Source organism: Falsirhodobacter deserti (assembly GCF_004015795.1).
GTDB lineage: Bacteria > Pseudomonadota > Alphaproteobacteria > Rhodobacterales > Rhodobacteraceae > Falsirhodobacter > Falsirhodobacter deserti.
In genome coordinates this window covers 204,055-224,584 of the sequence record NZ_ML137219.1, presented here as the reverse complement: position 1 = coordinate 224,584, position 20,530 = coordinate 204,055, and the positions used below count along the sequence as shown (strand labels likewise).

General features: G+C 63.3%; 19 protein-coding genes. 7 read left to right on the top strand and 12 right to left on the bottom strand.

Features of this window, described 5'->3' with window-relative positions; translation table 11 throughout:
- Positions 1-17: 17 nt before the first annotated feature.
- Genes JX25_RS12620 through JX25_RS12585 form a run of 8 tightly spaced genes read right to left on the bottom strand, consistent with a single transcriptional unit; the run spans position 18 to position 8,133 of the window.
- Complete coding sequence (locus JX25_RS12620; RefSeq protein WP_128255446.1) at positions 18-1,169, bottom strand: alpha-hydroxy acid oxidase; 1,152 nt, start codon at positions 1,167-1,169, stop codon at positions 18-20.
- The gene (locus JX25_RS12615; RefSeq protein ID WP_128255445.1) at positions 1,160-2,500 is read right to left on the bottom strand and encodes an FGGY-family carbohydrate kinase; all 1,341 of its coding nucleotides are present in this window, start codon (positions 2,498-2,500) and stop codon (positions 1,160-1,162) included. Before JX25_RS12615 ends, JX25_RS12620 begins: the two co-directional genes overlap by 10 nt.
- Positions 2,497-2,808 (bottom strand): L-rhamnose mutarotase, encoded by a 312-nt coding sequence (locus JX25_RS12610; RefSeq protein ID WP_128255444.1) that lies wholly within the window; start codon positions 2,806-2,808, stop codon positions 2,497-2,499. The genes JX25_RS12615 and JX25_RS12610 overlap by 4 nt, the downstream gene beginning before the upstream one ends.
- A complete protein-coding gene (locus JX25_RS12605; protein ID WP_128255443.1) occupies positions 2,796-3,794 on the bottom strand; it encodes an ABC transporter permease in 999 nt (332 codons plus the stop codon). Before JX25_RS12605 ends, JX25_RS12610 begins: the two co-directional genes overlap by 13 nt.
- Positions 3,791-4,759, bottom strand: a complete 969-nt coding sequence (locus tag JX25_RS12600; RefSeq protein WP_128255442.1) for an ABC transporter permease — start codon at positions 4,757-4,759, stop codon at positions 3,791-3,793. Before JX25_RS12600 ends, JX25_RS12605 begins: the two co-directional genes overlap by 4 nt.
- Positions 4,756-6,264, bottom strand: a complete 1,509-nt coding sequence (locus tag JX25_RS12595) for a sugar ABC transporter ATP-binding protein (protein ID WP_128255441.1) — start codon at positions 6,262-6,264, stop codon at positions 4,756-4,758. Before JX25_RS12595 ends, JX25_RS12600 begins: the two co-directional genes overlap by 4 nt.
- A gap of 49 nt (positions 6,265-6,313) precedes the next feature.
- The gene (rhaS, locus tag JX25_RS12590) at positions 6,314-7,294 is read right to left on the bottom strand and encodes a rhamnose ABC transporter substrate-binding protein (protein WP_128255440.1); all 981 of its coding nucleotides are present in this window, start codon (positions 7,292-7,294) and stop codon (positions 6,314-6,316) included.
- Positions 7,295-7,332: 38 nt separating this feature from the next.
- Positions 7,333-8,133, bottom strand: coding sequence for a DeoR/GlpR family DNA-binding transcription regulator (locus JX25_RS12585; RefSeq protein ID WP_128255439.1), 801 nt, complete (start codon positions 8,131-8,133; stop codon positions 7,333-7,335).
- A 157-nt stretch (positions 8,134-8,290) separates the two neighbouring features.
- On the opposite strand from JX25_RS12585, the gene JX25_RS12580 reads away from it, so the two are divergent.
- From JX25_RS12580 to JX25_RS12570, 3 genes are all read left to right on the top strand, one after another.
- Positions 8,291-10,378, top strand: coding sequence for a bifunctional rhamnulose-1-phosphate aldolase/short-chain dehydrogenase (locus JX25_RS12580; RefSeq protein ID WP_206611588.1), 2,088 nt, complete (start codon positions 8,291-8,293; stop codon positions 10,376-10,378).
- The gene (rhaI, locus tag JX25_RS12575) at positions 10,378-11,637 is read left to right on the top strand and encodes an L-rhamnose catabolism isomerase (RefSeq protein WP_128255438.1); all 1,260 of its coding nucleotides are present in this window, start codon (positions 10,378-10,380) and stop codon (positions 11,635-11,637) included. The genes JX25_RS12580 and rhaI overlap by 1 nt, the downstream gene beginning before the upstream one ends.
- 196 nt (positions 11,638-11,833) lie before the next feature.
- Entirely contained in the window at positions 11,834-12,661 is an 828-nt protein-coding gene (locus JX25_RS12570; protein WP_128255437.1) for an SDR family oxidoreductase, read from the top strand.
- A 6-nt stretch (positions 12,662-12,667) separates the two neighbouring features.
- Here the strand turns inward: JX25_RS12570 and JX25_RS12565 are convergent, their stop codons facing one another.
- Entirely contained in the window at positions 12,668-13,366 is a 699-nt protein-coding gene (locus JX25_RS12565; RefSeq protein WP_128255436.1) for an FkbM family methyltransferase, read from the bottom strand.
- A gap of 1 nt (position 13,367) precedes the next feature.
- Positions 13,368-15,344, bottom strand: coding sequence for a putative bifunctional diguanylate cyclase/phosphodiesterase (locus JX25_RS12560; protein ID WP_128255435.1), 1,977 nt, complete (start codon positions 15,342-15,344; stop codon positions 13,368-13,370).
- Positions 15,345-15,564: 220 nt separating this feature from the next.
- Between JX25_RS12560 and JX25_RS12555 the strand changes: the two genes are divergently transcribed.
- A complete protein-coding gene (locus JX25_RS12555) occupies positions 15,565-16,779 on the top strand; it encodes an IS256 family transposase (RefSeq protein ID WP_128255434.1) in 1,215 nt (404 codons plus the stop codon).
- Positions 16,780-16,822: 43 nt separating this feature from the next.
- Here JX25_RS12555 and JX25_RS12550 read toward each other — a convergent pair whose 3' ends face one another.
- Positions 16,823-17,281 (bottom strand): putative pterin-binding protein, encoded by a 459-nt coding sequence (locus JX25_RS12550; RefSeq protein ID WP_128255433.1) that lies wholly within the window; start codon positions 17,279-17,281, stop codon positions 16,823-16,825.
- 142 nt (positions 17,282-17,423) lie between these two features.
- The gene (folE2, locus tag JX25_RS12545; RefSeq protein WP_128254468.1) at positions 17,424-18,491 is read right to left on the bottom strand and encodes a GTP cyclohydrolase FolE2; all 1,068 of its coding nucleotides are present in this window, start codon (positions 18,489-18,491) and stop codon (positions 17,424-17,426) included.
- Between the two features lie 335 nt (positions 18,492-18,826).
- Here folE2 and minC point away from each other — a divergent pair, with 335 nt between their 5' ends.
- The 3 genes from minC to JX25_RS15425 all read left to right on the top strand — a co-directional run.
- The gene (gene minC / locus JX25_RS12540) at positions 18,827-19,573 is read left to right on the top strand and encodes a septum site-determining protein MinC (RefSeq protein WP_128255432.1); all 747 of its coding nucleotides are present in this window, start codon (positions 18,827-18,829) and stop codon (positions 19,571-19,573) included.
- The gene (gene minD, locus JX25_RS12535; protein ID WP_128255431.1) at positions 19,570-20,418 is read left to right on the top strand and encodes a septum site-determining protein MinD; all 849 of its coding nucleotides are present in this window, start codon (positions 19,570-19,572) and stop codon (positions 20,416-20,418) included. Before minC ends, minD begins: the two co-directional genes overlap by 4 nt.
- A partial coding sequence (locus tag JX25_RS15425) for a cell division topological specificity factor MinE (protein WP_241557960.1) occupies positions 20,415-20,530 on the top strand: 116 nt, incomplete at its 3' end. The genes minD and JX25_RS15425, both read left to right, overlap by 4 nt.

The window sequence follows — 20,530 nt, the reverse complement described above, 5'->3', positions numbered from 1 at the left end:
CCGCCCCTCCGGCGGGATCACCCCTGCCGGAGGCGCAGCATGTCAGGCGTCAGCTGGTCGATCCGGGTGCACCCCATCAGGCGCATCCCGCGCACCAGTTCCGCCTTCATCTGGCCAAGCGCCCGTTCGATGCCGGGCTGGCCTGCCGCCGCCAGCGGGAACAGGTAGTAACGGCCAAGGCCGACCGCCTTCGCCCCAAGGGCCAGCGCCTTCAGCACATGCGTGCCGCGCGTGACGCCACCGTCCATCATCACGTCCATCCGGTCGCCCACGGCCTGAACGATTTCGTCCAGCTGGTCGAAGCCTGTGCGCGATCCGTCAAGCTGCCGCCCGCCATGGTTCGACAGCACGATGCCGGTGCAGCCGATATCGGCGGCGCGGCGGGCGTCCTCCACGCTCATCACGCCTTTCAGGCAGAAGGGGCCGTTCCATTCGGCCACCATCGCCGCCACATCGTCCCACGTCATCGACGGGTCCAGCATTTCAGTGAAATACCGTCCGATGGTCAGCGTATCGCCCTTCATGTCTATATGTGCATCCAGCTGCGGCAACGAGAACTTCTCGTGCGTGACATAGTTGATGCCCCATGCAGGCTTCATCACGAACTGCGCCAGCGCGGCCGGGGTCAGGCGGAAGGGGATGGAAAATCCGGTGCGCAGGTCGCGTTCGCGGTTGCCGCCGGTGATGCTGTCCACCGTCAGCATCATCACCTTGATGCCGGATTCCTTGGCCCGCGCCATCATGGCCGAATTCAGTGCCCGGTCCTTGTGGAAATAGAACTGATAAACCTGCGGGTTGGAATGTTTCTTCGCCAACTCCTCCATCGATACGGTGCCGAGGGAGGAAACCCCGAACATCGTTCCGAAGCGTTCCGCCGCCGCCGCTGTGGCCCGTTCACCCTGATGGTGGAACAGCCGTTGCAGCGCGGTGGGGGAAAGATAAACGGGCAGGTCGATCTCCTGGCCCATGATCGTGGTCGAAAGATCCACATCCGCCACGCCGCGCAGCACGTTCGGCACCAGATCCACCGCCTCGAAGCTGGCGGCGTTGCGCCGCAGCGTCACCTCGTCATCCGCGCCGCCGGCGATATAGTTGTAGATGGGCGCGGGCAGGCGGCGGCGGGCAAGGTCCTGGAAGTCGTGAAAGTTGTGGCAATGGCTCAGTCGCATGGGGTGTCCTTCAACTGGTGCCAGCGCGCGGCAAGGGCGCGCAGGGCTTCGGCATCGGCGGGCGCAACGCGGCGCGTGGCAGGGGGCGTGGCATCTTCGGCAAACAGAAGCGCCGCCCCGACGCTTGTGCCGGTGGCCGAGGCCGCGACCTCCACCCCCGCATCATGAATGGCTGCCAGCATGTCCAGATAATCGGGATTGCGGGCGAAGGGACCCTCCACGATGGCGGGCCCCCGGGAACCGATCAGATCAAGGCAAGTCTTGGTGACAAGTGCAAGGTAATGGCCAAGTGCAACCATGCGTTCGCCCTGCGCGGAAGGCTCGTTGATCCAGCGCATCGCTTGGCCTGCGAAGGGGCCCGATTTCGGCTCCACCGCGGGCAGGATCATCGCGCCAGCGGCAAGAACGGCGGCGCGGTCCTTGGGTGTGGTGGCCGGATCGCCGCCCTGCCGGATCACCTCGTATTCGCGCCCGCCCATGAAGCGGGCCGAGGGAACGGCGCGGCCAAGTGCGTTCACGTTCACCAGCACATCGCGCGCCGGATCAAGATCGGTGGCCGTTCCGCCCATCACCACCACCCATGTGCCGGTGGACACAACCGAAAACGGCGCCCATCGACCCAGCACATATGGCAGAAGCGAGGCGTTGGAATCATGGATGCCGCACACCACCGGCACCGGCGGCAGGCCAAGCCCGCCGCGCACCTTTCCCAGCACGTCCGAAGAACTGCGCGCCGGGGCCATCTTCCCGTCCAGCCCCAGCCTGTCCACGAGGGGCGAAAAGCTGCCCTCCCACGGGTTCCACAGATCGGTGTGGCAGCCAAGCGAGGTGACATCGCTGGCCATCACCCCCGTCAGCCGCCATGCCCAGTATTGCGGATAGGTCAGCACATGGGACGTGCGCGCTGCAATGTCCGGATCCGCCAGCAGCCAGTGAAGCTGCGATCCAAGGTTCAGCCCGCAGGGCAGGCGCGGGCTGCCGGTGGTGGCGAAATCCGGACGGATCGCATCATATCCGGCATCCGCGCCGATATCGTGTTCGTAATCCAGCATCGGCGTGGCCAGCGTGCCATCTGCCGACAGCAGCACGGCGGCCGCCCCGTGGGTGGTGATGGAAATGGCGTCGATGCCGTGATCGCGGTGAAAGGCGGCAAGGCCGTCCAGGAAGAACTGCCAGTGCCCCTCCAGATCGAAATGGGGATAGGGCGGGCCGGGCAGGACGGTGTTCGGGCGGGTGGTGACGGCGATCTCGGTCAGGGTGGCGGCATCGACCAGCGCCAGCTTGGCATTGGTCTTGCCCACGTCGATCACGGCAATGTGGCGCGGGGTCATGGCAGGTGGAACACCATTTGCAGGGGAACCTCCACCGGTCGGTTGTCGGGATGGGTTTGCATGATGTCGGCCATGTGGGCCCACCACCGCTGCATCACCGGATGATCGGGCAGGGCATCGGTGCCGCCAGGCCGCCGCCACATGACGGCGAACAACGCCCGCGTTTCGGGATCATAGTGAATGGAATAATCCTGCACCCCGGCATCCTTCAGCAGGGCCGAAAGCTCGGGCCATATCTCGTCATGCCGCTTGCGGTACTCGTCAAGCTGGCCGGGGTTCAGGGTCATGCGGAACGCTACTTTTTCCATGCTCTTGCCTTTTGCCAGATGCGGGGCAGCGCGATCACGCCGATCAGCAGCACCCCGATCACGATGGACATGACGATGCCGGGCACGTTCAGAAGGCCCAGCCCGAAGGTCACCAGCCCCATGACCAGCGCCGCGATCACCACGCCGGGGATGGACCCCGACCCGCCAAGGATGCTGACACCGCCCAGAACGACCACCGTCACCACCTCAAGCTCCATTCCCGCGCCGATGGAGGGGCGGGTGGAGCCGAGGCGCGATGTCAGGCAGACCGAGGCGAGGCCGGACATCAGCCCCGTCAGCAGGAACAGGATGAACTTCACCCGCCCCACGCGCACGCCCGAAAACATCGCGGCGGTGGGGTTGTTGCCCGCGGCATAAACCCCGCGGCCGAAGTTCGTCTTGTGCAGGACGATGCCATAGATCACGGCCAGCAGCGCGAAGATCGCCAGTTCCACGGTGATGACCCAGACCACGTAACCCTGCCCGAACCAGCCGAACGAGGCGGGGTATCCCGTGAAGGCGGTATCGCCCAGCACGATATAGCTGATGCCGCGAAACAAGCTCATCGTGCCGATGGTCACGACGATGGAGGGCAGCCCAAGGCGCGTGACCAGCAGCCCGTTGAACGCACCGCAGATCAGCCCCGTGCCAAGCCCCGTCAGCACGATGGCGGGCGTGCCGAAGCCCGCCTGCATCATCAGCCCCATCGCAGTGGAAGCCAGCGCGACGATGGAGGCGACGGAAAGGTCAATCTCCCCCGAGATGATCAGCAGCGCCATCGCCAAGGCGATCATCGCCTTTTCGGTGAAGTTGAACGTGGCGTCCGAGAGGTTCCACGGATCAAGGAAATAGGGCGAGGCGAAGCTGTTGGCGATGAAGATGGCGATGGCCACCAGCGCCAGCAGCGATTCCCAGCTTTTCAGGGCGCGCGATGTGGGGCTGGCCAGCCGGTCGGGAACGATGCGGCCCGTGGGGGAAGCGGTCATTGGCGCACCTCGGCCTGCTTGAGGATGATGCGGCCCTTGCTGCGGCCCGCACGGGAATTGGCAGCCACGGCCACGATGATTGCGGCGCCCGAAATCGCCATCTGCCAGAACGGAGAGATGCCGACGACCGGCAGCGCGTTCTTGATCACGCCAAGGAACAGCGCGCCCAGAACCGCGCCGCCCACGCTGCCGATGCCGCCCGCGATGGAAATGCCGCCGATCACGCAGGCCGCCACAACGTCAAGTTCGAACCCGCCGGCGATATCGGTATAGGCAACGGCATAGCGGGCAACCCACAGGTATCCCGTCAGCCCCGCCAGCGCGCCCGAAAGGGTGAAGGCCAGGAACTGCGTCCGCCCCACATCGATGCCTGCATAAACGGCGGCATGCGGATTTCCCCCCACGGCAAAGAAGGCGCGGCCCTGCGTGCTGCGCGACAGCATAAGCGCAAGGCCCGCGATGATGACGATGGCGATCCAGCCCAGAACCGGCAGGCCAAGGATCACGGTGCGGGGAAAGCCGGTGAAGCTTGCGCTCATCTCGAACGCGTTGACCCATTCGCCGCCCGAAAGCAGGAAGATAGATCCGCGGAAGATCGTCATCGTGCCAAGGGTGACGACGATGGACGGGATGGCCAGCTTCCACACCAGCAGCCCGTTGATCGCGCCAAGGCCCGCGCCCATTCCGATGGCCAGCGCCAGCGTCAGCGCGACGGGCAGGCCCGGCATCGCGGTGTTCAGCATGGCGCAGACCATGCCCGTCAGCGCAAGGTTGGCGGCCACTGAAAGATCGATGCAGCGCGTCAGGATCACGACCATCTGGCCAAGGGCAAGGATGATCAGCGGCGCAGTGTCGGTGAACACGGCGGCAAGGTTTCCGGGGGCGACAAAGCCCGCGAAACGCGTGGCGATCAGCGCAAGCAACGCGATGATCGCGGCGGAAAGAATGGACTCGCGCGATATCATGCTGCCCTCCCGATGCCGGCGGCGTAGCGGACAAGGGTTTCCGGTGTCAGGTCGGCGCCCGCCAGTTCGGCCGCGATGCGGCCTTCGCGCATGACGATCACGCGGTCCGACATGCCAAGGATTTCAGGAATCTCAGAGCTGACCATGATGACCGACAGCCCTTCGGCCGCAAGTTCGGACATGAATTCATGCACGGCCGCCTTCGATCCGATGTCGATGCCCTTGGTCGGTTCGTCCAGGATGATGACGCGCGGTTTCACGGCCAGCCACTTGGCGATGACCACCTTTTGCTGGTTGCCGCCCGAAAGCGTGCCCACATTGGCATCCAGTGCGGCGGCGCGCAGGTCCAGCCGGCGGGTGTATTCCCGTGCCAGCGCGAATTCATTGGCCATGCGGGTGAAACCCGCCCGCGACGTGCGCCCAAGCGAAGGCAGCGTGACGTTCTGGAAGATCGGCATGTCAAGGATCGCGCCCTGCTTGCCGCGATCTTCGGGCACATAAACGATGCCCGCCTCGATCGCCTGCGCGGGGGACCGGATCGTGCGGATCGTCCCGTCGATGCGCGTGACGCCCTTCGAAGGGCGGGTGATGCCGATCAGCGATTGCATGAATTCCGTCCGGCCCGCGCCGACAAGACCGTAGAAACCAAGGATTTCCCCCCGACGAAGGGTGAAGGTGATGTCGTCGAACTCGGTCGGGTGGCAATAACCCTGCACGCGCAGCACTTCATCGCCGACCTTTGCCGCGCGCTTGGGAAAGATCTGGTCCACGCTGCGGCCCACCATCATGCGCACCAGGGCGGCCTCGTCTATCTCGGCCATCCGGCCCGCGCCGACGAACTGGCCGTCGCGGAACACGGTGAAGCGGTCGGCGATGCGGAAGATCTCGTCGAATTTGTGGCTGATGAACAGGATCGCCTTTCCCTGCGCCTTCAGCTGATCGACCAGCGTGTAAAGCTCCTCGATCTCGGTCTGGGACAGGGCTGCGGTGGGTTCGTCCATGATCACGACGCGCGCGTCGATCGACAGGGCGCGCGCAATGGCGACAAGATGGCGCGAGGCGATGGACAGATCCTTCAGCCGCGTTGCCGGATCGATCCTTGCGCCGATGCCGGTCAGGATGTCGCGGGCGCGGTTCATCATCGCGCGCCGGTCGATCAGGCCGAAACGGGCGCGGGGGGCGTGGCCAAGGAAGATGTTCTCGGCCACCGAAAGTTCGTCAAACAGCACGGTTTCCTGGTGGATCGCGGTCACGCCCGCATCCGCCGCCGCCTGCGCGGTGGGAAAACGCACGGGCCGGCCGTCGATGGTGATGCTGCCACCATCGGGCTGATAGATGCCGGTCAGGATCTTCACCACGGTGGATTTGCCCGCACCGTTTTCACCGATCAGGGCGGTCACCTCGCCGGCATGAAGTTCCAGCCGCACGCCGTCCAGCGCCTTCACGCCCGGAAAAGTTTTCGTCACACCGTCGAGCGCCAGAACAGCGCCTGTGTCTGTGGTCATGGAAATCACCTGTGGGGATGCGGGGGCGCGGTGGCCCCCGCCGTGTTTCTCAGAACACGCTCTTGAACTCGTCGATGTTCGAGGAGTCGTAGGTGAACGGCTCGCTCATCGGGGCGGAGTTGGTGTCGTCCAGCGTCACCTCGCCCATGCGGCCGATCGGGATGGTGGCGCCGGGTTCGGCGGTCACGTCTTCCTTGGCAAGGTGATAGGCGATCATCGTGGCCGAATATCCCAGATCGACCGGGTTCCAGATGGCGAAGCTTTTGGAGGCGCCGGATGCGACCGCCCCCGCCATTTCGGATGGCAGGCCAAGGCCCGTCACGTTCACCTGTCCGATCTTGCCCGCATCGGCCACCGCCTGCGCCGCCGCCACGATCCCGACCGAGGTGGGCGCGATGATTGCGTCTAGATCGGGATAGGACTGCATCAGCCCCTGCGTTTCGCGATAGGACTTGTCGGCAAGATCGTCGCCGTAAACCGTCGCGACCAGCTCGATGTTCGGATATTCGGGCAGATGCTGCTTCATCGCCTCGATCCAGAGGTTCTGGTTCGTGGAGGTGGAGGTGGCGGACAAAAGCGCGACCTGGCCGCCTTCGGGCAGGTGGTCTGCCGCCAGCTTGATGATCGTCTGGCCCACCAGATCATCCGAAGACGGGGAAAGGTGCATCATCCGCCCTTCTTCCGCCACGCCCGAATCCCAGCTGATGACGGCGATGCCGCGCTGCATGGCGCGTTTCAGGGCCGGAACCACGGCATCGGGATCATTGGCCGAAATGGCGATGGCATCCACCCGCTGCGCGATGAGCGAGTTGATCACCTCGATCTGCCCTTCGGCGGTCGTGGTGGTTGGGCCGGTATAGATGATCTCCACCCCGCCCAGTTCTTCCGCCGCTTCCTGCGCGCCGCGATGCGCGGCCTCGAAGAAGCCGTTGCCCAGCGATTTGGCAACGATGGCGATGCGCATGTCCTGCGCCGATGCGCCGGTGGCGGCAAGAATGGCCGCGGTGGCCAAAAGTGTTTTCAGCGTCATGAGAACTCCTCCCCTGTCTCAATCCGCCCGAAAGGCGTCTAGGACGCAGCGTCCTCCCTCGTGGCGTTCGGGCGCGCCACGACCAGCTTCACATCCGCAGCCTCCAGCATGGAGGCTGCGCGATCGGAAATCCCCTCATCCGTGATCAGCACGTCGATCCGGGACAGCGCGCACAGCACAAGGCTGGATCGCGCCTCGAACTTGGTGGAATCCACCAGCAGCACCAGTTCATCCGCCTGTCCGATCAGTTTCTGTTCGGCCTGGATCAGAAGTGGGTCCGCCTCCATGATGCCAAGGGGGCCGACGCCCTGCGCGCCCATGAACATGCGGCGGGCATAGAAGTTGCGCGTCACGTCATTGTCGAAGGGCGACAGGATGATGTTCTGTTCGGGATAAACCACCCCGCCCGGCAGCAGAACGGAGTTCTTGGAATGCTTCAGCAGATGTTCCGCGATCGGGAACGAATTGGTGAACACCTGGCAGCGCCGGTTCGCCAGCGGATGCACCATCTGGAACGTGGTCGTGCCGCCGTTGATGATGACGGAATCGCCATCCTCGCACAGGTCCACCGCGGCACGGGCGATGGCGCGTTTCTGTTCGATCTGTAGCGTTTCGTTCACGCTGAACGGGCGGCCGGCAAGGCCGGGAAAGCGGTTCGGATTGATCGCCTCGGCCCCGCCACGCACGCGGCGCAACTTCTTTTGCACATGCAGGGCGGCGATGTCGCGGCGGATGGTCGCCTCGGACGCGCCGGTCAGCCCGCACAGATCGGCCACGGTCACCACGGGGCGGTCCTGCACCCCTGACAAGATGATCCTGTGGCGTTCCTTTTCGTGCATCGCGTCCTCCTGCTGCGGTCAGACTGGCAGGAAAGCGGTCATTGTCAATCATATTTCGTCAGATACTGAACATGATGACGGATTATGCGCGAAGATGATTGACAATGCGCGAGGTCCGCAGCACCCTTCGCCCCATATCGATCGGGAGGAGATCACCATGACCATCGCATCCTCGCGCCTGCCCTCGCTTTGGGATGACGCGAAAGCCGCCGGCATGACCGAAGCCGAAAAGCTGCTGTACCGGTCCAACCTTCTTGGTTCGGACAAGCGCGTCACCAACTATGGCGGGGGCAACACCTCGGCCAAGGCGATGGAAACCGATCCGCTGACAGGCGAGCAGGTGGAAGTGCTGTGGGTCAAGGGATCGGGCGGGGATGTCGGCTCCATCAAGATGGACGGCTTCGCCACGCTTTACATGGACAAGCTGCGCGCGCTGAAGGGCAAGTACCGGGGCGTGGAGCATGAGGACGAGATGGTGGGCTATCTGCCCTTCTGCACGTTCAACCTGAACCCGCGCGCGGCCTCCATCGACACGCCTCTGCACGCCTATGTTCCGCGCAAGCACGTGGACCACATGCACCCCGACGCGATCATCGCCATCGCCGCGTCCCAGAACTCGCAGGACTTGACGCAGGAGATCTTCGGCGGAGAGATCGGCTGGCTGCCATGGAAGAAGCCGGGATACGAGCTGGGCCTGTGGCTGGAGGATTTCTGCCTGAAGAACCCGAACGCCAAGGGCGTGGTGCTGGAATCGCACGGGCTGTTCACATGGCATGACGACGCGAAGGCCTGCTACGAGCTGACGCTGGAGATCATCAACAAGGCCATCGCCTGGTTCGAGGGCAAGACGGCGGGCGTTCCCGCCTTTGGCGGCGCAGTGCGCGAGGCGCTTCCCGCCGATGCCCGCCGCGCCGTTGCGGCAAGGCTGATGCCCGCGATCCGCGGCATGGTGTCGGGCCAGCAGCACATGGTCGGCCATTTCGACGACAGCGAGGCCGTGCTGCAATTCGTGAACGCGCGCAACATGCGCGATCTGGCGGCGCTTGGCACCTCTTGCCCCGACCACTTCCTGCGTACCAAGATCCGCCCGCTGGTGGTGGAATATGACGGCGATGTGGAGGCGACGCTGCGCGACCTGCCCGAACAGGTGGCGGCCTATCGCGAAGGGTATGCCGCTTATTACGACCGCTGCAAACATGCCGACAGCCCCGCACTGCGCGATCCGAACGCGGTGGTCTATCTGGTGCCGGGTGTGGGGATGATCACCTTCGCCAAGGACAAGGCCACGGCCCGCATCTCGGCCGAGTTCTATGTGAACGCGATCAACGTGATGCGCGGCGCTTCTGCCGTGTCCGAATATCAGGGCCTGCCCGAGCAGGAGGCCTTCGACATCGAATACTGGCTGCTGGAGGAAGCGAAGCTGCAGCGCATGCCGAAGCCGAAATCGCTGGCGGGCCGCGTGGCGCTGGTCACGGGCGGCGCGGGCGGTATCGGATCGGCCACGGCCGAACGTTACCTTGCCGAAGGTGCCTGCGTGATGCTGGCCGATATCGACGAGGCCGCGCTGGAAACGACATCGCAGAACCTGATGTCGCGTCACGGCAAGGACGTGGTCCGCACGGTGAAGATGAACGTGACGGACGAGGCGGCGGTTGCTGCGGCCTATGCCCATGCGGCGGTGGAATTCGGCGGCGTCGATATCCTCGTGTCCAATGCCGGCATCGCATCTTCCGCCCCGGTGGAGGAAACGACGCTGGATCTGTGGAACAAGAACATGGCGATCCTGTCCACGGGCTATTTCCTTGTCTCGCGAGAGGCGTTCAAGCTGATGCGCGCGCAGGGGATCGGTGGCGCGGTGGTGTTCGTGGCTTCCAAGAACGGTCTTGCGGCCTCGCCCAACGCCTCGGCCTATTGCACGGCCAAGGCCTCGGAAATCCACCTTGCCCGCTGCCTTGCGCTGGAAGGGGCAGAGGCTGGTATCCGCGTCAACGTGGTCAACCCCGACGCCGTGCTGCGCGGGTCCAAGATCTGGGAAGGCGACTGGCTGGACCAGCGCGCCTCCACCTACAAGACCGACAAGGAGGGGCTGGAGGAGATGTACCGGAACCGCTCCATGCTGAAGCGTTCGGTCCTGCCGGAGGATATTGCAGAGGCCGCCTATTTCTTCGCATCGGAAAAATCGGCCAAGTCGACGGGGAACATCCTGAACGTCGATGCGGGCAATGTGCAGGCTTTCACGCGGTGATGGACATGAAACAGATCATCGAGGCCGAAAATGCCAAGGCCGAAGCCGACCTGCGCCGCGATTACGACGCGCTTGGCGAAAAGCTGGCGCGGCGGGGCGTGGACATCGCCGCGCTGACACGCAAGGCCGCCGCCTTCGGTGTGGCCGTGCCCAGCTGGGGCACCGGCACAGGCGGCACCCGCTTTGCCCGCTTTCCGGGGCAGGGGGAGCCTGCGAACATTTTCGACAAGCTGGACGATTGCGGCGTGATCCATGCACTGACGGCGGCGACACCTGCCGTCAGCCTGCACATCCCGTGGGACAAGGCCGATCCCGCCGACCTGCTGGCCAAGGCCGAGGAGGTTGGCGTGACCTTTGACGCCATGAACTCCAACACCTTTCAGGATACGGGGACGCTTTCCTACAAGTTCGGGTCCCTTTCGCATACCGATGCGGCAACGCGCCGGCAGGCGATCGAGCACAACATCGAATGCATCGAGATCGGCCGCGCCATCGGATCGAAGGCGCTGACGGTCTGGATCGGCGACGGATCGAACTTCCCCGGCCAGACGAACATGGCGCGGCAGTTCGAGCGGTATCTTGCCTCGATGAAAGAGGTGTACAAGGCGCTGCCCGATGACTGGCGCATCTTCTCGGAACACAAGATCTATGAGCCTGCCTTCTACAGCACCGTGGTGCAGGACTGGGGCACCAGCCTGCTGACCGCGCAGGAGCTGGGGGAGAAGGCGATGTGCCTTGTGGATCTGGGCCACCACGCCCCCAACGTGAACATCGAGATGATCGTGTCGCGCCTGATCCATGCGGGCAAGCTGGGCGGGTTCCACTTCAACGATTCCAAGTACGGTGACGACGATCTGGATGCCGGCACGATCGAGCCCTACCGCCTGTTCCTTGTATTCAACGAGCTGGTGGACGCCGATCCGGCGGGCTTGTCGCACATGATCGACCAGTCGCATAACGTGACCGACCCGATCGAAAGCCTGATGATCTCGGCCATGGAGATCCAGCGGGCCTTCGTGCAGGCCACCCTTGTGGATCGAGCTGCGCTTGCGGGGTATCAGCAGGACAACGACGCGCTGATGGCCTCGGCCACGCTGCGGGCGGCGTTCCGCACGGATGTGGAGCCGATCCTGCAAATGGCGCGGCTTCAGGCGGGGGCGGCGGTTGATCCCGTCGCCGCGTTCCGCGCCTCGGGCTATCGGGCGCGGGTTGCGGCGCAGCGTCCGGTCTCCACAGGCGGGGGCGGCGGCATCGTCTGATCCTGCCGCGGCCGGCCTTCACGCGGGGCGCGATCTTCGCGCCCCGTGTTGCATTTCGGGGCGGACCTGCCTGCCGATGTGCTTGCGGAACAACCCGCCCTCTTGAGGTTTCGGGAATGTTCATTCCATAACATGTTATCGGAAAAACGGATCAAGCCCGCGACATGGACCTTGCACTGAAACACCGGCAGCAACGATGCCAACACGTTCGGCGCAGAAGCATCGCAGGCGCCACGACAATCATGAGAAGATCAGCATGGCAGCACTAGTCACCGGCGCAGGCCGAAGGATCGGTCGGGCGATGGCCCTGCATCTTGCCCGGCGTGGTTACGATGTCGCGGTGCATTATTCGGGATCGCGGGACGCGGCTTTTGAAACGGTTGCCGAAATCCGCGCAATGGGCCGCCAGGCCGAGGCCATTCAGGCCGACCTTCTGGACGAAGACGCAACGCAGGGCCTGATCGGCCGGGCGGTCGGGGCGGTGGGGCCGCTGACGGTGCTTGTCAACAACGCCTCCATCTTTGAGGAGGACAGCCTTGAAACCGCAACGCGCCGCAGCTGGGACCGGCATATCGGCTCCAACCTGCGCGCGCCGTTCGTGCTGATCCAGGGGTTTGCCGCGCAGGTTCCCAAGGCTGCAAGCGATGGGGAGCCGTTGGCGCAGGGGCTGGTGGTGAACATGATCGACCAGCGGGTGCACAAGCTGACCCCGCAATTCATGACCTATACGCTGGCCAAGGCCGCTTTGTGGACGCTGACGCGGACGGCCGCGCAGGCGCTGGCGCCGCATGTTCGCGTGAACGCCATTGGTCCCGGGCCGACGCTGGCCGGGGCGCGGCAGTCCGAGGAGGACTTCCGCCGTCAGCGCGCCGCCACCGTGCTGGGCCGCGGCGCGGGCCCCGAGGATATCGCCGCCGCCCTTGATTACCTGCTGGGGGCGCGGGCGGTGACCGGGCAGCTTATCTGCCCGGACGGGGGCCAGCACCTGGCTTGGGAAACGCCGGATGTGGTGGGCGTGGAATAAGCGGGCCTACCCTTCGTACGGGCGGATCTGCCCGTCATCGCGCCGGAACAGGACGCAGGGGCCGGAAGATCCGCGCGGATCATAGGAAAAGCCCAGCCGGTCCATCGACGCGAAGATGGACCGCACGCCGGCCAATCCGTAAAGATGATCGTGCAGTTCAAGGAAAACGCAGTCCACCCCATCAAGGCGCGCCGCCGAAAGAAGATCCCGCTCGGCCCCCTCGATATCCATCACGAGGACGTTGACCGACTGCGCCTCGATGAAATCATCGAGGTTGGAGGATTGCACGGAAATCGTCGTTTCATAGGGGCCCTGCATTTCCAGCATCGACGACATCCAGAAGTCGCGGCGGATGTAGAAGACATGGTTTTCCGGCGCCCCCGCCGACAGAAGGCCGTGTTCGAATGTCGCATTCTCGATGCCGTTCGCCTCGGCGATCCGGCGGGACAGGGCGATCAGGTGCGGGTTCGCATCGAACGACCAGATCCGCACACCCGGCGTTTGCGCCATGATCGACGTGATGATCCCGAGCCCGGAGCCGAGTTCCAGAACCCGGTCGCCCGCATGCAGAAGGCTGCGCACGCTTCGCGCTTCCTTCGCCTCATACTCCCCGCTTTGCATCGCGCGCCAGATGATGGGCGACACGTCGGCTTCCGTGATCGGAACGCGAAGGCCGTGAAGCATCAGGGGGGTGTCTGTTGTCATGTCATGCTCCACAATGGTTGGTTGCCGGTTCTGGTTCGCGGCTCCGCCGCAGGTGGTCAAGCTGGGCTGCGGTCGTGGGGCGGCCAAAAAGGAAGCCCTGCGCGACATCGCAGCGAAGGTGCCGGATGATGTCGTGCTGGTCTTCTGTCTCGATCCCCTCAAGGATCACTTCCTTGCGGAGAAGGCCAGCCAGATCGGTGACAAGTTTCACCAGTGCCTGCGCTTCGTGATCCCAGGCAATGTCGCGAACGAAGGTCTTGTCGAGCTTGATCGTATCGAAGGGAATATCCCGCAGGACCGCCAGCGAGGAATAGCCGGTTCCGAAATCATCCATGGCGATCGTGACGCCCAGAAGCCTCAGATCGGTAAGCGCCTGGAAAACGTCCTCACGGTTGTCCAGCAGAACGGATTCCGTGATCTCCAGCTCAAGCCGTTTGGGGTCCAGCCCCGTTGCGCGCAGAACGTCCTGAACGACGCCCAGAAAGGCAGGTGACTGCAACTGCATCGACGAAAGGTTGACCGCGATCTTCAATGGCTGGTGCCACTTGGCCGCTTCGGTGCACGCCTCCAGCAGGATCAGCTGTCCAAGATCCCGGATCAGTCCGATTTCTTCGGCAAGGGGAATGAAAACGGCAGGGGGAATTTGGCCGCGCGTCGGGTGGTTCCAGCGCGCAAGTGCCTCCAGCCCGCGAAGTTCGCGGGACTGAACATCCACCTGGATCTGGTATTCGACTTGGATCGACTGCTGTGCAAGGGCGGTGCGAAGGTCGTCCTCCAGCACCTTGCGGTCATCGTATTCTCTTTGCATGAAGCATTCGAACAGGCAGACGCGATCCTGATCGGCGGCCTTTGCCCGGTAAAGCGCAATATCGGCCCGCTTGAAAAGCATCTGGGCCGTGGTTTCATGCGGTGCTTCCGTGGTCGCGATGCCGATGGAGCATCCGATCTGGGCGCGGCGATCGGACAGCTGGTAGGGGGCAGCGATATCCACCGCCAGATCGCGCGCATAAGCCGCGCTTTCCTCGCCCGTTTTGCCAAGCAGAAGGCAGGCGAATTCGTCCCCGCCAAGGCGGCAGAACATGTGCGGCTTCACGCTGAACCGGCGCATCCGCTCGCTGACCTGATGCAGCAGCATGTCGCCGAAATCGTGGCCCATCGTGTCGTTGATGGTCTTGAATTCATCAAGGTCAAGAAGCAGCAGGCTGACCGTTGTGTCGCCGGCAAGCGGTGCGCTGAGGGCCATTTCCAGTTCGTTCCAGAAAAGGGTGCGGTTCGGCAATGCCGTCAGCGAGTCGTGATGCGCCGCATATTCAAGGCTGCGGTTCTTGTCGCGCAACTCGTTCCCGGCGGCATTCAGGCTGTCATTGAGGATTTTACCCTGCTCTTGCGCGATGTTGAGCAGGCGGTTGTGGCGCAGCAGAAGCAACAGAAGCCCGCACCAGCACAAGATCAGGAAGGCGACAACGACGCCGAAGATCTTGTGAAGCCGTTCAAGGCTTTCAAGACTCTCTTCGGCCACGGCCCAGCTGTGTTGCACCGATTGCGAGGACAGGTTCGTCAGCGGGCCGACAAGCATGCTTAAACGCTCGATTTCCGCAAGCAGCTGCTGATCGGCCATCGTTTCAAGTGTTGCGTCTAGGTCGGTCGCGGCTTCTGTCAGGCTTGCAAGCGTTTGCTGGCGCGTGGGGATTTCGTTCAGGAACGCCTTCAACGATCCTTCCTGCAACGAGATCAGGCGGCTCAGCACGATGTCGAGGCGCAGGCGGATGTTGGCGCGCGATTTCGGCGCATCGGCAAGCAGGTAATGCGACATCGCGCTTTCAAGGCGCAACAGTTCCTGCACGGTTTGACTGACGGCCCATGCATCATTGTGATGGGCAACGTGCCGCAGCACCGCCTGGCGTTCGCCGACGGTGTTCAACAGGTAGATCGTCGCTGCGATAAACAATGCGATCAGGGTGTAAAGGGCACGCCTCAATGATGCTACCTGATGATAAGACGCGAGACCTGCCACGCAGATCGCGAATAGTAGGTTTGCGTATCCATAGCTGCGGCGCTGTCATAGGGATAAATGACGAAGACAGGGCCTTTTTCACGAACGGTCATCTCGTTCCCGTTCAGCCTTGTCGCGAGGAGAGAGTGTCCGAGCTTCTGTGTATTCGTGATGTGGTCCATGCTTCCTGAGAGGAGCACGGCTGATGACGATTTCGAACGAATTGCTGGACGAGCTGCTGAAGGGCTGCAAGCGGCCTGACGATCTGCTTGGCGAGGCCGGGCTGATGAAGGAGCTGACGATCCGTCTGATGGAACGGATGCTCGGGGCCGAACTGACCGCGCATCTGGGCTATGAGGCCGGTGCCGAGGCCCCGCCGGAACAATCCAACCGCCGCAACGGGATTTCAACCAAGCGGGTCAAGGGTTCGGATGGCGAGGTGCCGCTGTCGGTTCCGCGCGACCGGGATGGCAGCTTTGAGCCTGAGCTGGTGAAGAAGGGTCAGACCCGGATCGACGGGGTGGATGACAAGATCATCGGGCTCTATGCCGCCGGTTTGTCGGTGCGCGACATCCAGTCCCATCTTGAGGATCTGTATGGCCTGCGGGTCTCGCCCGACCTGATCAGCCGCGTGACCGATGCAGTTCTGGACGAGGTGCGCGAGTGGCAGCACCGGGCGCTGGACCGGATGTATCCGATCGTCATTTTCGACGCGCTCAGGGTCAAGATCCGCGATGCCGACAGTCGGATGGTCAAGAACAAGGCGGTCTACATCGCCCTGGGTGTCACCAGGGATGGGGAGCGCGAGGTCCTCGGACTCTGGATCGCCGACAACGAGGGCGCCAAGTTCTGGCTGTCGGTGATGAACGAACTGCGCAACCGGGGGGTTCAGGACATCCTGATCGCGGTCGTGGACGGCCTGAAGGGCTTCCCGCAAGCCATCACAGCGGCCTTCCCGGATACCACAGTTCAGACCTGCATCGTTCACCTGATCCGGCATTCGATGAACTTCTGCAGCTGGAAGGACCGCAAGGCCGTGGCCGCCGATCTGCGCCCGATCTACCAGGCCCCGACGGCGGAGGAGGCCGCCCGACAGTTGGACGGGTTCGAGGAGAAATGGGCCGGGAAATACCCCTCCATTGCCCCGGCCTGGCGCCGGGCCTGGGCCGAGGTGATCCCGTTCTTTGCCTTCAGCGCAGCGATCCGGAAGATCATCTACACCACCAACGCCGTGGAGTCGCTGAACCGGGTGCTGCGGAAGACGCTGAAGACCAAGGGCTCATTCCCCACCGAGGAGGCCGCGACCAAGCTGATCTACCTGGCCATCCGCAACTTCGAGAAGGGCGGTCGGGCGGTTCGTGAATGGGTTGCGGCCCGCAATCCGCTGGCCATAATGTTCGCCGGGCGCTTCGACGCCTGACTGTATCTGAAAACCGTATGCGCCCCGTCAGATACACAGAGTTTCAGACACTCCCCGCGAGGATGACGCCCGTCTTCCATGCGTCCGAAAGTGGGATGTCCACCTCATAATCGTTCAGCGCAACCGCCTTGATCGTTTCACCCTGCGCTTGCACATGCTGAAGAAGTTTTGCAACCGGCACACCGGAAAAGGTGTTCCTGCCGCTATGCCAGGGCGTTGCGGTGGTGACATCGACCATGCCCAAATCCTCAAGCATTTTCCGGTCGAACTGAGCGGTATTGCCGACATTGGTTTTCGCAATGTTACCGGACACGGTCAATATCACCCGGCCATGCGGCACGGAAAGATCATCGGCATTGGCCACGGCGCCGAATGCCGTAAGGCAGAAAAGGATACTGATCAGGCGCAGAACGTTGAGGGCTGGCATCTGGCTTGCGTCACTTTCCTTCAAGGGCCGCAATAAGAACGGCGTGGATGGTTCTTCCTTCGGCTTGTCTGGCACCTTTGGAACGTTCCTGTTCGAAATGTGTTTCGACAATCCTATTCACTGATCCGTTTCCGAGTGGTGAACGCCATCTGACCCCGTCAGGAAAAACGCGGATTTACCGCGTCTTCCCACCAGCCCCGTTTGTTTTTGCGCCCGTTCAGCCACTGTGGACCAGCGTTGCAAGCATCTTCGGGTCGATGCTTTGCTGTGCGAAGGTCTGCCCCTCGGTCAGGACCGAAACGGCGTCGTGGGAGTGGAGCGATTCCTGATGGCTGGCGATGATGCGGAAATCGCGTACGCGCGGATCGGCCTGCAGCACGGCGCAGAAGGACCGGGCGGCGTCTTCCACGAAGATCGGGTTGGCGGCGTTCAGTTCGGCAAAGGCCTGTTCATCCTCGCGCTTGACCATGACCTGCGTTTCGGTCGGCACGGCGGTGCGGGCCAGCGCGATCAGATCCTCGAACCACAGCCGGTCGCCCGTCATTTCCACCGACAGGCGCGCGACGGACCGCTGCGAATGGGGCGTGGCAAGCTGCCCCCGCGTTTGGCGGGCATGTTCGGACAGTTCCAGCGAACACGGGCAGGTGGAGGAGTAAACATAGTCGAGATGCATCATCTTCTTGCGCTGGCCGGCCACGTCCACCAGTTCCAGCGCGATGTCGTAATACTGCCACCCCGTCAGCCCCGACCGCAGCGAGTGCACGCGCGCGGGGAAGGAAAACCGCATCTGGATGCGCGCATCGAAGCTGCCAAGGTCGCGCTTGTAATCCTCCAGCGCGTGCTCGATCACTTCAAGCGAGCAGTCACGCTCGGCATGGGCATAAAAGGACCGCATGATGCGGCTCATGTTGATGCCCTTCTTTTCCGCCTCAAGGCTGACGGTGCCGGTGACCGAGGTTTCCAGAACCACATCCCCGCCATCCTTCAGCCGGTACCGGATCGGCAGGCGGAAGTTGGAAATGCCCACATGCTGGATGACGGCCTGCGCCCCCACGATCAGGCTGGACGGGCCGTTCTGCAGATCGGGAAGCGTCGCGCGGTAGGCCGCATCGGCCGTGAAACCCGCAGGATAAGCGCGGCTCAGCTCCGGATAAGCGCGAAGAACCGCGGGAAGCTGCAGCGCGGCAACGTCATCCTCCGTCGCGTTGGCCGTATAGTGGCGCAAAACCGCAAGCGCGGCCTCCGCCTCGGCCCGCGTCGGCGGAAGGTCAGCACGGATGTTCATCGTAAACCCCTTCGTGAGTGGTCGAGTCGTTGTCCCTTGGCTCCAAACGACATCAAGAGACATACCGAATCAAAGTTAACAATAGGTTCTGATCGACAGCCCAGAAGAAACCTTTCGCCGGATTTCCTGCCGGCAACGCGGGTGTGCGGCGGCTTGGACCGCGAACTATGGCTGGAACGGAATTTCTGGCTTCGATATGGTGCATCGGACTTTACAAGTTGGCGGGTTCCTGCTGAAGACGCGAGCGGCTTCTTTTGTGCGACCGCCGTTTCGTGAGAGTGCATATCAAGTAAGAGCGGAGTGGATCCGCCACAACGCAGGAGCAGAGTTTCGACGTGTCAGATCGATACGCCCGGGCCCGGCATGACCCCGCGCCGGCAACGGTAGCCGCGTTTCAGGTACGCGGTCGCTTCCTGACTGCACTGACGCTTCGCATCGATGCCGAGCGTGCGGACGATCTTTTCTTTGAGCAGCTTGACGAACAGTTGGGCAGATCGCCACAATTTTTTTCCGGTGCGCCGATCGTGCTGGATTTCGCCAATACCGGCGGCTTTCGCGACGCGGGCCGCATCCGCGATCTGGTGGACAGCCTGCGCAAGCGGGAATTGCGGGTTTTCGGGGTGCAGAACGCCGCAGGCATCGGTGCAGCCGATCTGCAGGCACTGGGCCTGATCACGCTGAGCGCGGGCCGCGACGCCCCGCTGCCGGCCGACCCCGGACCCGCCGCCCCCACGGCCGAGGTGCCGCGCCCGCTGAAGAACAAGGTCATCCGCTCTCCCATCCGGTCGGGGCAGATGGTGGTGGCCGAACACGGGGACCTGACGGTGATCGGTTCCGTCGCCTCGGGGGCCGAACTGGTCGCGGCAGGAAACATCCATGTCTATGGCACCCTGCGCGGGCGCGCGATGGCCGGATGTCATGGCGACGAGGGCGCGCATATCTTCTGCCAAAGCCTGAACGCCGAACTGGTTGCCATTGCCGGTCTTTACCAGACAAATGAGGCGATAGAGGATGCGGCGCGGCAACGCTGCACGCATATTTACCTAGAGGACGAGAAACTTCGAATGGAGGTGATCGCATGACGACGGAAGCCACTGAAAAGCCGCCCCTCGGGCGGGTCATCGTGATCACTTCGGGGAAGGGGGGCGTCGGCAAGACAACCTCTTCCGCGGCGATCTCGGCGGGTCTGGCCAAGCAGGGCTTCAGGACGGTCGTGATCGACTTCGACGTGGGCCTGCGCAACCTTGACATGATCATGGGCTGCGAACGGCGCGTCGTTTTCGATTTCATCAACGTCATTCAGGGCGATGCCAAGCTGAAGCAGGCGCTGATCAAGGACAAGCGGCTGGACACGCTGTCGATCCTGCCCACCTCTCAGACGCGCGACAAGGATGCCCTGACAAAAGAGGGCGTCGAGGAAATCCTGAAAGAGCTGAAGGCAGAGTTCGACTATATCATCTGCGACAGCCCGGCCGGGATCGAGCGTGGTGCCCAGATGGCGATGTATTTCGCCGATGAGGCGGTGGTCGTGACCAATCCCGAAGTGTCCTCCGTGCGCGACAGCGACCGCGTTCTTGGACTGCTGAGCAGCCAGACGAAACGTGCCGAAACCGAGGGTGCCGAACCGATCAAGGCGCAGGTCCTGCTGACCCGTTATGACCAGGCACGCGTCGACAACGGCGAGATGATGACGGTGGAGGATGTGCTGGAAATCCTCGCGGTGCCGCTGCTGGGCGTCATCCCGGAAAGCAAGGCGATCCTGAAGGCATCGAACGTGGGCACGCCCGTCGTGCTGGACGGACCGTCCGCCGCCGCCCAGGCCTATGAGGATGCCGTGTCCCGCCTGACCGGCACGCAGGTCGAAATGCGCATCGTGGGCGAGCCGCGCCCCGGCCTGTTCCAGCGGCTGTTCGGGCGTGCATCATGAACCTGTTCAGCTTTGTCCGCAAACGGCCCCAGCCCAAAAGTGCGCAACTGGCGAAGGATCGGCTGCAGATCCTTCTTGCCCATGAACGCAGCAGCGGCGGTGCCGGAGATCG

What these genes read in the sequence shown, in the direction of transcription:
- JX25_RS12580 (WP_206611588.1), top strand. Translation starts at nt 8,291, where the DNA reads ATGACCATCGCATCCTCGCGCCTGCCCTCGCTTTGGGATGACGCGAAA.
- JX25_RS12620 (WP_128255446.1), bottom strand. Translation starts at nt 1,169, where the DNA reads ATGCGACTGAGCCATTGCCACAACTTTCACGACTTCCAGGACCTTGCC.
- minD (WP_128255431.1), top strand. Translation starts at nt 19,570, where the DNA reads ATGACGACGGAAGCCACTGAAAAGCCGCCCCTCGGGCGGGTCATCGTG.
- JX25_RS12570 (WP_128255437.1), top strand. Translation starts at nt 11,834, where the DNA reads ATGCCAACACGTTCGGCGCAGAAGCATCGCAGGCGCCACGACAATCAT.
- folE2 (WP_128254468.1), bottom strand. Translation starts at nt 18,491, where the DNA reads ATGAACATCCGTGCTGACCTTCCGCCGACGCGGGCCGAGGCGGAGGCC.
- JX25_RS12615 (WP_128255445.1), bottom strand. Translation starts at nt 2,500, where the DNA reads ATGACCCCGCGCCACATTGCCGTGATCGACGTGGGCAAGACCAATGCC.
- JX25_RS12585 (WP_128255439.1), bottom strand. Translation starts at nt 8,133, where the DNA reads ATGCACGAAAAGGAACGCCACAGGATCATCTTGTCAGGGGTGCAGGAC.
- JX25_RS12600 (WP_128255442.1), bottom strand. Translation starts at nt 4,759, where the DNA reads ATGATATCGCGCGAGTCCATTCTTTCCGCCGCGATCATCGCGTTGCTT.
- JX25_RS12610 (WP_128255444.1), bottom strand. Translation starts at nt 2,808, where the DNA reads ATGGAAAAAGTAGCGTTCCGCATGACCCTGAACCCCGGCCAGCTTGAC.
- JX25_RS12565 (WP_128255436.1), bottom strand. Translation starts at nt 13,366, where the DNA reads ATGACAACAGACACCCCCCTGATGCTTCACGGCCTTCGCGTTCCGATC.
- JX25_RS12595 (WP_128255441.1), bottom strand. Translation starts at nt 6,264, where the DNA reads ATGACCACAGACACAGGCGCTGTTCTGGCGCTCGACGGTGTGACGAAA.
- rhaI (WP_128255438.1), top strand. Translation starts at nt 10,378, where the DNA reads ATGGACATGAAACAGATCATCGAGGCCGAAAATGCCAAGGCCGAAGCC.
- rhaS (WP_128255440.1), bottom strand. Translation starts at nt 7,294, where the DNA reads ATGACGCTGAAAACACTTTTGGCCACCGCGGCCATTCTTGCCGCCACC.
- JX25_RS12605 (WP_128255443.1), bottom strand. Translation starts at nt 3,794, where the DNA reads ATGACCGCTTCCCCCACGGGCCGCATCGTTCCCGACCGGCTGGCCAGC.
- JX25_RS12555 (WP_128255434.1), top strand. Translation starts at nt 15,565, where the DNA reads ATGACGATTTCGAACGAATTGCTGGACGAGCTGCTGAAGGGCTGCAAG.